General features: G+C 72.4%; 12 protein-coding genes and 1 pseudogene. 9 read left to right on the top strand and 4 right to left on the bottom strand.

Features of this window, described 5'->3' with window-relative positions; genetic code table 11:
- The first annotated feature begins 100 nt into the window (after nucleotides 1-100).
- From AC0QR5_RS14580 to AC0QR5_RS14560, 5 genes are all read left to right on the top strand, one after another.
- Nucleotides 101-838, top strand: coding sequence for a DUF4956 domain-containing protein (locus AC0QR5_RS14580; RefSeq protein ID WP_329862193.1), 738 nt, complete (start codon nucleotides 101-103; stop codon nucleotides 836-838).
- Nucleotides 835-1,659: a polyphosphate polymerase domain-containing protein gene (locus AC0QR5_RS14575; RefSeq protein WP_329862194.1), complete on the top strand. Its 825-nt coding sequence runs from the start codon at nucleotides 835-837 to the stop codon at nucleotides 1,657-1,659. Before AC0QR5_RS14580 ends, AC0QR5_RS14575 begins: the two co-directional genes overlap by 4 nt.
- A 153-nt stretch (nucleotides 1,660-1,812) precedes the next feature.
- Entirely contained in the window at nucleotides 1,813-3,483 is a 1,671-nt protein-coding gene (locus tag AC0QR5_RS14570) for a carbohydrate-binding domain-containing protein (RefSeq protein WP_329862195.1), read from the top strand.
- An 83-nt stretch (nucleotides 3,484-3,566) separates the two neighbouring features.
- Complete coding sequence (locus AC0QR5_RS14565; protein WP_329862196.1) at nucleotides 3,567-4,229, top strand: HAD-IA family hydrolase; 663 nt, start codon at nucleotides 3,567-3,569, stop codon at nucleotides 4,227-4,229.
- A gap of 37 nt (nucleotides 4,230-4,266) precedes the next feature.
- Entirely contained in the window at nucleotides 4,267-5,334 is a 1,068-nt protein-coding gene (locus AC0QR5_RS14560; protein WP_329862197.1) for an aldo/keto reductase, read from the top strand.
- Nucleotides 5,335-5,474: 140 nt separating this feature from the next.
- On the opposite strand, the gene AC0QR5_RS14555 is transcribed toward AC0QR5_RS14560, so the two are convergent.
- Nucleotides 5,475-6,365: an NYN domain-containing protein gene (locus AC0QR5_RS14555; RefSeq protein WP_430633369.1), complete on the bottom strand. Its 891-nt coding sequence runs from the start codon at nucleotides 6,363-6,365 to the stop codon at nucleotides 5,475-5,477.
- A 203-nt stretch (nucleotides 6,366-6,568) separates the two neighbouring features.
- Here AC0QR5_RS14555 and AC0QR5_RS14550 point away from each other — a divergent pair, with 203 nt between their 5' ends.
- A complete protein-coding gene (locus tag AC0QR5_RS14550; RefSeq protein ID WP_329862199.1) occupies nucleotides 6,569-9,529 on the top strand; it encodes an exo-alpha-sialidase in 2,961 nt (986 codons plus the stop codon).
- 94 nt (nucleotides 9,530-9,623) lie between these two features.
- Here AC0QR5_RS14550 and AC0QR5_RS14545 read toward each other — a convergent pair whose 3' ends face one another.
- Complete coding sequence (locus AC0QR5_RS14545; RefSeq protein ID WP_329862200.1) at nucleotides 9,624-9,845, bottom strand: PLD nuclease N-terminal domain-containing protein; 222 nt, start codon at nucleotides 9,843-9,845, stop codon at nucleotides 9,624-9,626.
- 148 nt (nucleotides 9,846-9,993) lie between these two features.
- Here AC0QR5_RS14545 and AC0QR5_RS14540 point away from each other — a divergent pair, with 148 nt between their 5' ends.
- A complete protein-coding gene (locus AC0QR5_RS14540; protein ID WP_329862201.1) occupies nucleotides 9,994-10,662 on the top strand; it encodes an alpha/beta hydrolase family protein in 669 nt (222 codons plus the stop codon).
- 22 nt (nucleotides 10,663-10,684) lie between these two features.
- On the opposite strand, the gene AC0QR5_RS14535 is transcribed toward AC0QR5_RS14540, so the two are convergent.
- Complete coding sequence (locus AC0QR5_RS14535; RefSeq protein ID WP_329862202.1) at nucleotides 10,685-11,329, bottom strand: GNAT family N-acetyltransferase; 645 nt, start codon at nucleotides 11,327-11,329, stop codon at nucleotides 10,685-10,687.
- A 135-nt stretch (nucleotides 11,330-11,464) separates the two neighbouring features.
- On the opposite strand from AC0QR5_RS14535, the gene cmtR reads away from it, so the two are divergent.
- A complete protein-coding gene (gene cmtR / locus AC0QR5_RS14530) occupies nucleotides 11,465-11,824 on the top strand; it encodes a Cd(II)/Pb(II)-sensing metalloregulatory transcriptional regulator CmtR (protein ID WP_329862203.1) in 360 nt (119 codons plus the stop codon).
- A gap of 19 nt (nucleotides 11,825-11,843) precedes the next feature.
- Nucleotides 11,844-12,194, top strand: a pseudogene (locus AC0QR5_RS14525) (hypothetical protein); the annotation flags it as partial.
- Here AC0QR5_RS14525 and AC0QR5_RS14520 read toward each other — a convergent pair.
- Nucleotides 12,172-13,695: a helix-turn-helix domain-containing protein gene (locus tag AC0QR5_RS14520; protein ID WP_329862204.1), complete on the bottom strand. Its 1,524-nt coding sequence runs from the start codon at nucleotides 13,693-13,695 to the stop codon at nucleotides 12,172-12,174. The pseudogene AC0QR5_RS14525 and the gene AC0QR5_RS14520 overlap by 23 nt on opposite strands.
- Nucleotides 13,696-13,766: the final 71 nt, after the last annotated feature.

The raw sequence follows: 13,766 nt of genomic DNA, 5'->3' as shown, positions 1-13,766 counted from the left end.
TCTGGGGCACATATCCCTGTCTGGCCCGATTCACAAGGTGCCCTCAGCAACGGCCCGGAAGCTTGTGGTGAACAGCTTCCCACCGCAAAGGAACCGCCCCGTGAACTCCTGGATCCTCCTCGCCGCGGACCTCGTGGCCATCACCGTGCTCACCTACGTGCTCTACCTGCGCCGCCACCGCCGGCGCGACCTCGCCGTCGCCTACCTCGGCGTCAACGTCGGCGTGCTGGCCGTCGCGCTCGCGCTGACGGGCTCGTCGGCCTCCCTCGGCCTGGGCCTGGGCCTCTTCGGCGTCCTGTCGATCATCCGGCTCCGCTCCACGGAGCTGGCGCAGCACGAGGTCGCCTACTACTTCGCGGCGCTCGCCCTGGGCCTGATCGGCGGGATCGGGGTCACGCCGGAGTGGCTCGGCCTGGCGCTCATGGCGCTCATCGTCGGCGCGATGTTCATCGGCGACCACCCGCGGGCGTTCACCCGCTACCGGCACCAGTCGGTGGTCCTGGACCGCGCCATCGGCGACGAGCAGGAGCTCCGCGAGGCCCTGGGGTACCTGCTTGGCGGCCGCATCCACAGCGCCACGGTGCAGCAGCTGGACCTCGTCAACGACAAGACCCTCGTCGAGGTCCGCTTCGAGGCCCCTCGCGCCTCCTCCCGCCCTCCGCTTCCCGTCGCGCCGATCCCGGGGACGACGCCGGAGCCCTCCTCCGACGCGACCCCCGCCCGGGGCGCGCGGCCCGGGGAGCCCGCGTCCGGCGTCGTCCTCCCGTCCGGGGAGGAGGCCACCCCGGCTTCCGACGGGTCCCCGGTGCCTGCGGCGTCCGGCAGGAGCGCCCGGTGAACCCGCGCGAGCCGAGGTCGCTGACCCACCGCGGTTCGGTGCTGGAGCCGATCGGCCTCGAGGAGCTCAACGAGGCCGCCGCGCTGCAGACGCGCATCGACCGCAAGTACGTCGTGGACGCGGGGCTCGCCAACGCCCTCTTCGCGGGCCTGCCGCGGGACACGCGGGTGCTCGAGATCGGCGGGCTGCGCCGCTTCCGCTACGACTCCGTGTACTTCGACACCCCGGAGCTCACCGCGTACCGGCTGGCCGCGGCGGGCCGCAGGCGGCGCTTCAAGATCCGCACGCGCACCTATCTGGACACGGGCACCGCGTTCCTGGAGGTCAAGACGGAGGGGGCGCGGGCCGCGACCGTGAAGGAACGGATCCCCCACGCGCCGGCCGACCGCTCCCGGCTCACCCCCGAGGGCGCGGCCTACGTCGCCGAGACCCTGGCCGCGGCCCTCGGACCCGGATCCGCGCCGGACACCGCCCTGCTGCGGCCCGTCGTCGAGACCGCGTATTCGCGCACCACGCTGTACCTGCCGGGCTCCGGAGCCCGGGCCACGATCGACGAGGACGCCACGTGGCGGCTGCCCGGCGGCCCGGCCTGGACGCTCGACGGGCGCGTGATCGTGGAGACGAAGTCCGGCTCCCGGCCCGGGGAACTGGACCGGATGCTCTGGCGCCACGGCGTCCGGCCCGCGAAGATCTCCAAGTTCGCGACCGGCTTGGCCGCGCTCGATCCGCGGTTGCCGAGCAACAAGTGGACCCGGACCCTGCGCCGCGGTCTGCCGCTGCGCGCCGGCGAGACGCCCCCGCTGCTGCGGGCGACGTCGTAGCCCCGCCGCCTGCCGGGGCCCGCGTACCGCCGCCGAGCTGCGTCGCGCCCCCGACCCGCACCACCTGCCCTGCCCCGCCCTCCGGCGCGGGACACCCCCTGCCACCCCACGTCCGGCCGATTCCGGCCACCCGAAATCCCCCAGGAGAGACCCATGAAACGCACGATCCAGCGCACAACCCTCGCCGCCACCGCCGCCACGCTCGCCGCGGGCCTGGCCCTCACCGGATGCGCGGCCACGGCCGCCACCACCACCGGCACGGACGCCGACGCGGCCTCGGGCACCACGGGCACGGAGACCACGCTCGCCGCGACGAGCGCCGATACCGCCACGTCCATCGACCAGACCCACTTCGACGAGAACGACTTGTCCTGGGACACCGCCGAGGAGGTCGAGGTCGCGCTCGCGGACGGCGCGAGCACGGGCGGGACGGGGGTGGAGGTCGACGGCGACACCGTCACGATCACGGCGGCCGGCACCTACCGCGTCTCGGGCTCGCTCGCCGACGGCCAGCTGCGCGTCGCCGCGCCGGACGACGCCCTGGTCCGCGTCGTGTTCGACGGCGTCTCCCTCGCCTCGTCCACCGGCTCGCCGCTCGTGGTCGAGTCGGCGGACGAGGTGGTGCTGTTCCTCGAGGACGGCAGCAGCAACAGCGTCTCCGACGCAGCGGACTACGCCGACACCTCCGACGACGCCCCGGACGCGGCCGTCTACTCGGCCTCCGATCTGACGATCGCCGGCGGCGGATCGCTCGACGTCGCGGGCAACTTCAACGACGCCGTCAACACCAAGGACGGCCTGGTCCTGGCCGGCGGGACGGTGAACGTGACGGCCGTCGACGACGGGATCCGCGGCAAGGACTACGTCGTGCTGCTCGCCGGCGACTACACGGTCGACGCGGCCGACGACGGCCTCAAGGCGGACAACGAGGAGGACGAGGGCCGCGGCTGGCTCCTAGTCCAGGGTGGAACGCTCACGGTCGCGGCCGGCGACGACGGCGTCAAGGCCTACAACAAGCTCACGGTCTCTGGCGGAACGGTGACGGTCACGGAGTCGGAGGAGGGCCTGGAGGCCGCGCACCTGGAGATCTCGGGCGGCACGGTGGACGTGACGGCGAACGACGACGGGCTCAACGCCGCGGGCGGCACCTCCTCGGAGACGGAGCCGGGCGGGGCGGCCGGAACGCAGCGGGGCGGGCCGGGTTCCGGGACCGCGCCCGAGGGCGCGCCGGGCGCCGCGGAGGCACCCGCGGCCGGCGGCCCGCAGGGCGCCGCGGCGGGCGACTACTCGATCCTGATCAGCGGCGGCTCGGTGGTGATCGACGCCGACGGCGACGGGCTGGACTCCAACGGATCGGCGACCATCACGGGAGGGACGGTCGTGGTCAACGGCCCCGAGGGCAGCGGCAACGGCGCGCTCGACGTCGACGGCGAGTTCCTCGTCGAGGGCGGAACCCTCGTGGCGGCGGGCAGCGCCGGGATGGCGATCGGGCCGTCGGCGTCGTCGAGCCAGTCCGGCATCCAGGCGACGCTCCCCGAGACGGTTCCGGCGGGGACGGTCCTGCAGATCACGGACTCCAACGGCGAGCTGATCGCGACGTTCACCGTCGCCAAGGCGACCGGTTCCCTCGTCTTCTCCTCCGCGGACTTCGTGGACGGCGAGACGTACAGCGTGTACGTGGGCGGGACCGCCACCCAGGACGCGGGGCTCGAGCCCGCGGGGTCCGCGGCGAGCCTGGACGGGGCCGAGGAGGCCGTCAGCGTCGTGGCGGGCGAGTACTCCTCCGGCATGGGCGGCGGGATGCGCGGCGGGCAGCGCCCGTAGCCGCGTCCCGGGCGCGGGGGAGCTGCGACGGGCGCCGCGTCACGGAATCGGAGGTGCGGGGCCGCGGCAGGCACAATGGCGCCATGGCCCTGCACTTCCCCTCCACCGGATTCCACGTCGACGCGTTCCTCTTCGACCTCGACGGGACGCTGATCGACTCGACGGCCGCCACGGAGGCGGCGTGGTCCCGCTGGGGCGAGGAACTGGGGCTGGACGGCTTCGTGTACGAATACCACGGGGTGCCGGCCTACCGGATCGTCGACGAGCACGTCGAACCGGAACGCCGGAGCGAGGCACTGGCCCTCATCGAGCGGCTCGAGTCCCAGGAGACGGACGGAATCGTCTTCAAGGAGGGGGCCGAGGAGCTCCTGGCCGGGCTCCCCGCGGACCGCTGGACCATCGTCACCTCGTGCACGGCCGGGCTCGCCGCGGCGCGGATGGGAGCCGTCGGGCTCGCGGCCCCGGACCACCTCGTGACGGTGGACCAGCTCGCCCACGGAAAGCCGCACCCGGAGGGCTATCTGCTCGGAGCGGAACGGCTCGGCCGGGCGATCGGCAGGTGCCTGGTCTTCGAGGACGCACCGGCGGGCCTGCAGGCCGGGAACGGCGCCGGGGCCCCGACCCTCGCGATCACCGGCACCACCGCTTCGGCGGACCTCTCGGCGGACGCCGTCGTCGCCTCGCTCGCCGATCTCGCGGTGGCCGTGGACTCGGACGGCTCCCTGCGGGTTTCGCTCCGGGACTAGGCTGGGACGGACCGCCCCCCGAGCCGGAAGGGACTCCATGTCCGAGAACGACGTCCGCATCTCCCCCGTCCCCGAGACGCACCGCCCCTACGTCGCCGCGGAGGACCGCTACACGCATTTCGGCTACCGCCGGGTCGGGGACTCCGGCCTGCTGCTGCCGCCGATCAGCCTCGGCCTGTGGTGGAACTTCGGCGACAACCGCCCCTTCGACACCCAGCGCGAGATCCTCCGGCACGCCTTCGACCGCGGCATCACCCACTTCGACCTGGCCAACAACTACGGCCCGCCCTACGGCTCGGCCGAGGAGAACTTCGGGCGCATGATGCGCACCGACTTCAAGCCCTACCGCCACGAGCTCGTCGTCTCCTCCAAGGCCGGATGGGACATGTGGCCGGGACCGTACGGCACCCTGGGATCGCGGAAGTACATTCTGGCCTCGGCCGAGGAGTCGCTGCGGCGCATGAGCCTGGACTACGTGGACATCTTCTACTCGCACCGCCCGGATCCCGACACCCCGATCGAGGAGACCGTCGGCGCCCTGGACACCCTGGTCCGGCAGGGCAAGGCCCTCTACGTCGGCATCTCCTCCTACTCGCCGGAGCGCACCGTGCAGGCCGTGGAGGCGGCACGCGCCCTCGGGACGCCGCTCGTGATCCACCAGCCGTCCTACTCGCTCCTGAACCGCTGGGTCGAGGACGGACTCCTGGAAACGCTGCGGACGCACGGCCTCGGATCGATCGCCTTCACCCCGCTCGCACAGGGCCTGCTGACGGACAAGTACCTGGGCGACGATTCGGCCACCCCGTCCGGCGGGCGCACCTCGCTCGAGGGGCACCTCACCGAGGAGAACCTCGGCAAGGCCCGGGCGCTGGCCCAGGTCGCCGCGTCGCGCGGACAGTCGCTGGCCCAGCTGGCCATCGCGTGGCTGCTGCGCGAGGGCGGCGTGACCTCGGTGCTCCTGGGAGCCTCGTCGACGCGGCAGCTCGACGAGAACCTCGGCGCCCTCGAGAACCGGGAGTTCACGGCCGAGGAGCTGGGGCACATCGACCGGATCTGCCGCGGCGAGGCCGGAATCGACCTCTGGCGGGGCGTCTCGCACAGCTGACCCCAACCCCGCGCACCCCATCCCCCGCAACACGATCCACTCCCGCATCGTGACGCGTGCGTCGTCACGACAATTCCCCGGAGGGTGTTGCGGGAAGGGGCGGGGCTGTGGGGTGGCGGGGCCGGTGTTGTGGGGTGGGGTCAGCCGAGTTCGTCGAGCTGCTCCCAGAAGGCCTCGCGGACGGTCCGACGGACCACCTGGATGTCCGTCTTCCACTCGCCGAGGCGCTGGGCGCAGTCCTTGAGCAGCACGCGGTCGATCTCCGGCGGCAGCAGCGGCCGGTCGGCCTTGAGCTCCACGAGCTCGCTCTGGACGGCATTGGCGTACCAGCTGCGCGCCACCGCCGCCCCGACCTCCCCCGCGGCCTCGAGCAGGGAATGGTCGACGGGATCGGGCTGGCCGGGATGGTGCGTGGGCGGCTGCTGACCCGAGCTGTAGACGATCTGTGGGCCGCCGGAGCGGGCGGCGGCCGGATGACCGCTAGCGGGCGCGCTGGACCCGGGCCTCCGGCCGCGTGTGACGCCGTCGACGCAGAGGGCCAGGTGCTCGGCCACGGAGGCCAGCCCGATCGTCGATTCCTTCTTCCGCAGCCCGATCAGGACCACCTTCACGCCGTGGTTCTGCGCCTCCTCGACGGCCTCCGCGAGGTCGTCGTCGCCCGAGACGAGGTAGACGACGGAGACGGAACCATTGCGCGCGAGCCCGACGAGGTCGAGCGCGAGGCGGAGGTCGACGCCCTTCTGCTCGCCGCTGTAGGAGATCCGCCCCAGGCGGACCTTGACGCCGTCGATCATGCCGATGCGCTTGTGGTGGTCGGTGAAGAGCCCGTCCCGCGAGGCGTCGTACCAGTAGATGCGCAGGTTGTCGAGCCCCGAGTGCTCCTGCGCGCAGGCGGCGATGCCCGCGATGAGCCGCTCGTAGTTGACGCGCGTCGCGGCACGCAGCGACGTCCCCGCGATCTGTTGGCCGCCGATGGCCAGCAGGAACCCGGCGTCGACGAAGATGGCGCTCTGAGTGGTCACACTGTGCATCCTCCGTGGCCTCCGCGCCGGGCGGACAGGCACCCTGTCCGGGGCGGGAGGGCGTCCCGGACGGGGTGTGTCCGAGGGTGGGCCGAGGGAACCCCGCCCTTGACATTGTGAGCGCCGCCACATAGTTCTATATAGGACATCCCACCTCGGATGTCGTGAACCTCCCCCTAAGGTTCACTCCCCTGAAAGGACGCTCACCCTTCATGACCGACACCTTCATCCCCCGATCCGCCGCACCCGCGGCACGGCGCTCCCCCTGGCGCCGCCGCGCCGTCGCGACGCTCAGCACCGCCGCCATCGCCGGACTCATCGTCCCGACGCTGGCCGCGGCCCCCGCCGTCGCCGCGACGACGACCCCCGGCCACGACCCCTACGCGGGGCCGGGAACCTTCTCCGAGCAGAACCTGGCGGCCGACCGCACCTCGGCCAACTTCTTCTACCGGATCCCCGCCCTGACGAGCCTGGGCGACGGCGTCGTCCTGGCCTCATGGGACGGGCGGCCGGGCAGCGCGGCCGATTCCCCCAACCCCAACAGCATCGTGCAGCGCCGCAGCACCGACTACGGCAAGACGTGGGGACCACTCACGATCATCGCGGCGGGCAACCTGGGCACCGACGGCACTGCGAAGTACGGCTACTCGGATCCGAGCTACGTCGTGGACCGCGAGACCGGAATCATCTTCAACTTCTTCGTCTACTCCAAGGACCAGGGCTTCCACAACAGCCAGTTCGGCAACGACGACGCCGACCGCCAGATCATCAGCGCGGCGGTCGTCGAATCCACGGACGGGGGCCTCACGTGGAGCGAGCCCCGGCTCATCACGGACGTCGCGAAGCCCGGCTCCTCCAAGACCCCGAGCCCGGGCGACGTGCGCAGCATGTTCGCGACGTCGGGCGAGGGCATCCAGCTCAAGCACGGCCAGTACGCCGGCCGGCTCATCCAGCAGTACGCCGGCGACGTCCAGCTGGCGAACGGCACCCGCACCTACCAGGCCTACTCCGTCTACTCCGACGACCACGGGGCCACGTGGCACCGCGGCGAGTTCGTCGGCACGGCCATGGACGAGAACAAGGTCGTGGAGCTCTCCGACGGCCGCGTGATGCTCAACTCCCGCGACTCGTCCAACGGCGGCTACCGCAAGGTCGCCATCTCCACGGACGGCGGGCACAGCTACGGGCCCGTGACGCAGGACTTCCAGCTACCGGATCCGACGAACAACGCGCACATCACGCACCTCTACCCCGAGGCCGAAGCCGGCACCCGCGAGGCCGCGATGCTGCTCTACACGGGGGCGAACCGCGCGCCGTCGGCCCGCGAGAACGTCTCGGCCCGCGTCTCGTGCGACGACGGCGCGACCTGGCCGGGCCTGCGCACCATCCGCCACGGCTTCTCGGCCTATTCGAGCACGACGGCCCTCGGCAACGGCGAGTTCGGCACGTTCTACGAGGCGAACTACACGGACAACATGCAGTTCGCCCGCTACGACGAGGCCTGGCTCAACGTCGTCTGCGCACCGCAGCAGGCCGCGGACTTCAGCGCCGACGCCGGCTCCCAGAAGACCGTCCCGGTCACCATCACCAACCAGGAGGAGCAGCCCGTCGGCGGCACGCTGACGATCAACGCCCCGTCCGGGTGGACCGCCGCCACCGTCGACGTCGCCCCGATCGCCCCGGGCGCGTCCGCCGTCGTCGACGTCCCCGTCTCCGTTCCGAACACGGCGAACGGCACCACGCAGCTGCAGACGGTCTTCACGGCCGCCGACGGCCGCGAGGCCCAGTCGCTGCTGCGCGCGAACATCGCCGGACAGGAGGTCGTCGCCATCACGATCGCCGGGAGCCGGACGGACACCGCCCGCGACCTCGCCGCGAACCCCTACCAGGCGGGCCAGCAGGTGCCGTACAACTTCCTCGTGACGCACACGGGGAACGTGCAGCAGTGGGTGGTCCCGACCGAGGGCAACTTCGCACCGTTCGTCGCGACCCCCGTGGGCCAGCCGGCGCCGGCGGGCAACTGCCGCTTCGGCGTCTTCAACGTGGGCGCGTTCTACAACTGCTCGACGCCGCGCCACACGGTCACGGCGGCGGAGCTCGCGGACGGCTTCTTCGTCCCGCAGACCACCTGGACCATCGGCAAGACCGGCGCCCCCAACACCATCCTCGAGACGTATGAGGTCACGGGCGACGAGGTGGACCTGCTGGTCCGCGCGCCGGAGCTCTCCGCGACGGCCTCGGCCGCCGAGCTCGTCGACGCCGATGGCGACGGCTACGCGTCCGCTGGAGACGCGGTCCGTTCGACCGTCACGGTGGAGAACACGGGCAATGTGCGCCTGACGGGCGTGGGCGTCGACGGCACGGAGGTCGCCGACGAGCTCGCCCCGGGTGCCACGGCCGAGTACACTTTCACGCGCGCGCTGACCGCCGGGGACCTCGAGTCGGGTGAGGCACCGGCCGCCGAGCTCGCGGTCGCCGCCGCCAACGGCTCCCTCGAGGCCACGGCGTCGGCTTCGGTGCCGGCCCTCGCCCTCGAGGTGGAACCGGACGACGGCGGGGCCCTGGACCCGGGGACGCCGGACGATTCGGAGGCGAGCGTCCCGGGCAAGGCCGTGCTCTCCCACGACAACGGCTGGGGCACCGGCCTGCTCGACGGCGACTACACCATCACGATGAAGCTCCGGTGGGGCTCCAACGGATCCCTCTTCCGCCTCTACGAGGACGGCGAGCTCATCGCCGTCGAACGCCTCGGCGCCGACACCCCCAACGCCCAGGCCGTCACCACCCGCATCCAGGGCAAGGCCAACGGCACGTACACCTACACCGGAGAACTCGTCAACGCCGCCGGCACCACCCCCACCGGCACCGTCAAGGTCACCGTCAAGGACGCCAACCCGGCCGCACCCGTCCTCTCCCCCGACAACTGGGACAACGACGGCGCCTACACCGTCACCGCCAACCTCTGGTGGGGCACCAACGCCACCGCGTACCGGCTCTACGAGAACGGCCAGCTCGTCGACGCCCGCGAACTGACCGCCAACACCCCGGCCGCCCAGCAGGCCGCCACGACCCTCACCGGCCGTGCCAAGGGAAGCTACGACTACGTCGCCGTCTTCTCCAACGCCGCCGGCCAGACCGAATCCAAGAAGATCACGGTCAAGGTCACCAAGTAGCCCCCCCCCACGGGCCGTCCCGGCAGCGAGAGCGCCGGGAACTGCGCAGGGCCCTGCCGCCCCTTCCGGGCGGCAGGGCCCTGCCGTGCGTCGGCTATGCCGCGTTCCGCCGGCCGAAGAAGAGGTACGCGACGGGGCCGATGAAGTTCAGGAAGCTCGCGGCGACCCAGGCCGGCTTGGGTCCGCGGACCTCCGAGCGGGGGCGGCGGGCGATGTCGCGCAGCACGTAGCCCTGGAGCGCGATCTGGGCCGTCGCGACGACGGCGATCCGCCAACGCGCCTTCGGTGGGATCTCAGACCACTTCTTCTTGCCCATGGTTCTCCTCGACTTCCGCCGGCCCGTGGATTCAGGCCGCGGTGGTCCGCGGCCGCCGGTACCGCTCCGGCGCGGTCCGGCACGTCCATCGTAGGCCGCGGGCGGCGCGGTGCCGAGGGGGCGCCGTCGTCCCGATAGATTGGTGGGCATGCCTGAGACCGAGAACCGCCTGAGCATCTCCACCGGCGCCGGTGACGTCCCCGCCCTCTTCCTGCGGCCGGAGGGCGCCACGGCGCTCCTCGTGCTCGCGCACGGGGCCGGGGCGGGGATGGAGCATCCGTTCATGGCCGGCTTCGCGGCGGGGATGTACGACGCCGGGGTGGCCACCTTGCGCTTCGACTTCCCGTACCGCGCGGCGGGGCGCAGCTTCCCGGACCGGCCGCCCGTGGCGATCGATGCGTGGCGCGCCGCCATGGAGTCGGCCCGTGGGCTCGCCGCGGGCCTGCCCGTGTTCTCGGCCGGCAAGTCGTTCGGCGGCCGGATGGCGTCGATGGCGGTCGCGGAGGGCATGGAGACGGAGGGGCTGGTCTACCTGGGGTATCCGCTGCACGCCCCGGGCAAGCCGGAGAAGCCGCGCGACGCGCACTTGTACGGGATCACGGCCCCGATGCTCTTCCTCCAGGGCAGCCGGGATCCGTTCGCGCTGCCCGGGGAGCTCGAGCCCGTCGTGGAACGGATCGGAGCGACGGCGCGACTGCACTGGATCGAGGGCGGGGACCACTCGTTCAAGGTCGCGCGCTCGGGGCGGACACCGGCCGAGGACGGCGCCCTGGCCGCGGTCCGGGCCGCGGAGTTCATCGCGGCGACGGCACGCTAGCGGTCCTCCCGCCGCGCGGGGTTCAGGCGGCCTCGGTCCCTCCGCGCCCGGCACGCCCTGCGGTGGCCGGGTGGCCGCCGGGGGCGCGGAACATCTCCCAGACCGCGGGTCCGCCCGGGGTCGCGGTCGCGCGGAGCGTCTCGAACCCGAGGGAGCGGTAGAGGCCCACGGTGCGGGCCTGCGAGGTCTCGAGCACGCAGCCGAGGCCGCGTTCGTCGAGCCAGCCCAGGCCGGCCCGGCAGACGGCGGTGCCCAGGCCGCGGCCACGGGAGTCCGGCAGGACGCCGACGCTCGCCAGCGTCCACGACGGCGTGGCCGCCGCGACGCGCAGCAGGGCCGGATTGCGCAGGCCGTTCGATTCCGGGGAGGGGTCGAGCCGGTCGATGAGCTCCCCGTGGGCCGCGGCGATGCGGGACTGGACGTGCCCGGGCAGGAGCGGCAGCTCCTCCGGGATGAAGGCCGCGACGGCGGAGCCGGCGTCGTCGACCCAGACGGCCCCGCGCGGCAGGGCGACGTGCTCGGCGTAGGCGCGCTGGAGCACCTTGACGCGTTGCCTGCGCCCCGCCTCCGGAACCGTCCAGCGGGTCCAGGCGTCGTCGTCGAACGCGGCGGTGAGCACACGCTCGATCACCGGCAGGTCTTCAGGTGTTGCGCGGCGGACGGTCACGCGATCACCGTAGCACCGGGCCGCGGCGGGAAACCGGAGCCACGCGCCGCCGGGCGGGCGCACCGGCACGAGACCTGAAGGCCGGTCGGGAACGCACTCACGGCAATAGGTCAGTGGTGACTGTATAGTCATGGAATGCTGACCCTTGCATCCCGGCTCGACGTCATGCGCAGGCTTGGCCGCGCCATGTCCGACGCGACGCGTTCCCGCATCCTGATGTCCCTGCTCGACGGCCCCGGATATCCGGCGGTCCTCGCGCGCGAACTGGGACTGACGCGCACGAACGTGTCGAACCACCTGGCCTGCCTGCGCGATTGCGGGATCGTGGTGGCCGAGCCCGAGGGGCGGCGGACGCGCTACGAGATCGCGGACCCGCACCTCGCAGTGGCGCTGAGCGCGCTCGTGGACGTCACGCTGGCCGTCGACGAGAGCGCACCGTGCCTCGATCCGGGCTGCCCGGTCCCCGGGTGCTGCGACGCGGGCGTGAAGCCGTGACGGCCTCCGCGCCCGCACCCGGACGGGCCGCGAGCTCGGCTCCGCCTCGGCGATCGCCGACTCGAAGCAGACCCTGATCTGCACCTATCTGAGCGCGGCCCTCCTGGCAGGCCTGCTCCTGAACAGCCTGTTCGGCTGGGCCTGGGCCGATTCGATCGCCGCGCTGGTCATTGCCGCCTTCGCCGTCCGCGAGGGCATCGAGGCCTGGAAGGGCGAGGCCTGCGGCGCGGCGCCCGTCTCCGTGCTCACGGGAGAACGCCCGGCGGACCCGTGCGACGACGACTGCTGCGGCGATGCGGCGGAGGGGAAGCCGGCCACGGCGCGGCCGCCGGAGGACCACGCCGGGGTCAGTCCCCCGAGTGCGCCCTGAGGAAGCGGTAGACCTCCGTCTCGTCGACGCCCGGGAAGGCGCCCGGCGGCAGGGCGGCGAGGAGGTGCGTGTTGGCACGCGCCGCGGGCCACGCCTGCCCGGCCCATTGGCGGGCCAGGTCTGCGGGCGGGCGGCGGCAGCACGCCTCGTCGGGGCAGCGCGACTTCGAACGCTCGGTGGTATCCCGGCCGCGGAACCACTTCACGTGCTGGAACGGGACGCCGATGCTCAGCGAATAGGTCCCCGAGGAGTGGCGCTCCGTGCGGGCCGTGCACCAATAGGTGCCCACCGCCGTGTCCGTGTACTGGTTGTAGGCGCGGAACTTGTCCTCGACGTCGAAGACCTCCCGGCTCGTCCAGTACCGGCACACGGGCTGGCCCTCGATCGCCCCCGTATGGTCGGCGGGGAAGTTGACGCCGTCGTTCTCGTAGGCCTTGTGGATGATCCCCGATTCGTGGACCTTCTGGAAGTGCGTCGTGATGCCCAGGTGCTCGGTGGCCAGGTTGGTGAAGCGGTGCGCCGCCGACTCGTAGGAGACGGCGAACGCGTCCCGCAGGTCCTCGATCGCGAGCTCCTTCTCCTTCTTGGCCTCGTTGAGGAACGCCACCGAGGAGCGCTCCGGGATGAGCAGTGCCGCCGCGAAGTAGTTCGTGTAGACGCGCTGGCGCAGGAACTCCGAATAGTCCGCGGGCGTGCGGTGGTCCAGGACGTAGTGCCCGATCGCCTGCAGCAGCACCGAGCGGGCGTCGTGCTCCTCGCGCTTGGCCTGCGTGAGGTAGATCCGGCGGTTCTTCAGGTCCGTGACCGAGCGCGTCGAGTGCGGCAGGTCGCCGACGAAGCGCAGCGAGAAGCCCAAGTGGTCGGCGATGTCGGCCGCCACGTGGTGGGACAGGGGCCCCGACTTGTGCCCGACGGCGTCGAGGAGCTCCTGGGCCCGCCGCTCCAGGTCCGGGTAGTAGTTGTTGCAGGCGCGCATCTCCTCGCGGATCTCGGTGTTGGCCCGCCGCGCCTCCTCGGGCGTCGCCGCCTGCTCCTCGAGCCGGCGCTCGAGCTCGTGCTGCAGTCCCACGAGGGACTCGAGCACGTCCATCGGCAGGCGTGAGGAGACCCGGACGCGCGGCAGGCCGAGCGAGGCGTACAGGGGACCCCGCTGCGCGCGCTCGAGCTCGATCTCCAGGGCGGCCCTCCGGCTCGGCGGCTCGGCGCCGAGGAGCTCGTCCATGCCGGCCCCGAGCGCCGCGGAGAGCTGGCGGAGCATCCCGAGCTTGGGCTCCCGCTTGCCGTTCTCGATGAGGGACAGCTGCGACGGGGCCGTGCCGACGAGCCCGCCGAGCGCGTCGAGGGTCAGCCCCTTGGCCTTGCGCAGGTGGCGGACGCGCCGCCCGAGGGCGATCAGGTCGAGCTCCGCATCCGCGGCGGGATCGGCAGCGGCGGCCGCGGGCTTCGCGGGGCGGTTCCAACTGGGAGTCTGCATTTCTTGAGAATACGCGAAGAAGTGCATATCTTTCCAGCAACTTCCCCTAGTCCGGGGTTGAAGACTCGCGAATAGTGGTGGTCACGACGAAGAACGCA

It is taken from the genome of Arthrobacter sp. J156 (assembly GCF_056172865.1).
The sequence above is the reverse complement of the archived record's forward strand: the minus strand, read 5'-3'. Positions and strand labels throughout refer to the sequence as shown.

Coding starts and splice junctions, on each gene's coding strand:
- AC0QR5_RS14570 (WP_329862195.1), top strand. CDS start 1,813: ATGAAACGCACGATCCAGCGCACAACCCTCGCCGCCACCGCCGCCACG.
- AC0QR5_RS14565 (WP_329862196.1), top strand. CDS start 3,567: ATGGCCCTGCACTTCCCCTCCACCGGATTCCACGTCGACGCGTTCCTC.
- AC0QR5_RS14560 (WP_329862197.1), top strand. CDS start 4,267: ATGTCCGAGAACGACGTCCGCATCTCCCCCGTCCCCGAGACGCACCGC.
- AC0QR5_RS14555 (WP_430633369.1), bottom strand. CDS start 6,365: ATGCACAGTGTGACCACTCAGAGCGCCATCTTCGTCGACGCCGGGTTC.
- AC0QR5_RS14550 (WP_329862199.1), top strand. CDS start 6,569: ATGACCGACACCTTCATCCCCCGATCCGCCGCACCCGCGGCACGGCGC.
- AC0QR5_RS14545 (WP_329862200.1), bottom strand. CDS start 9,845: ATGGGCAAGAAGAAGTGGTCTGAGATCCCACCGAAGGCGCGTTGGCGG.
- AC0QR5_RS14540 (WP_329862201.1), top strand. CDS start 9,994: ATGCCTGAGACCGAGAACCGCCTGAGCATCTCCACCGGCGCCGGTGAC.
- cmtR (WP_329862203.1), top strand. CDS start 11,465: ATGCTGACCCTTGCATCCCGGCTCGACGTCATGCGCAGGCTTGGCCGC.
- AC0QR5_RS14520 (WP_329862204.1), bottom strand. CDS start 13,695: ATGCACTTCTTCGCGTATTCTCAAGAAATGCAGACTCCCAGTTGGAAC.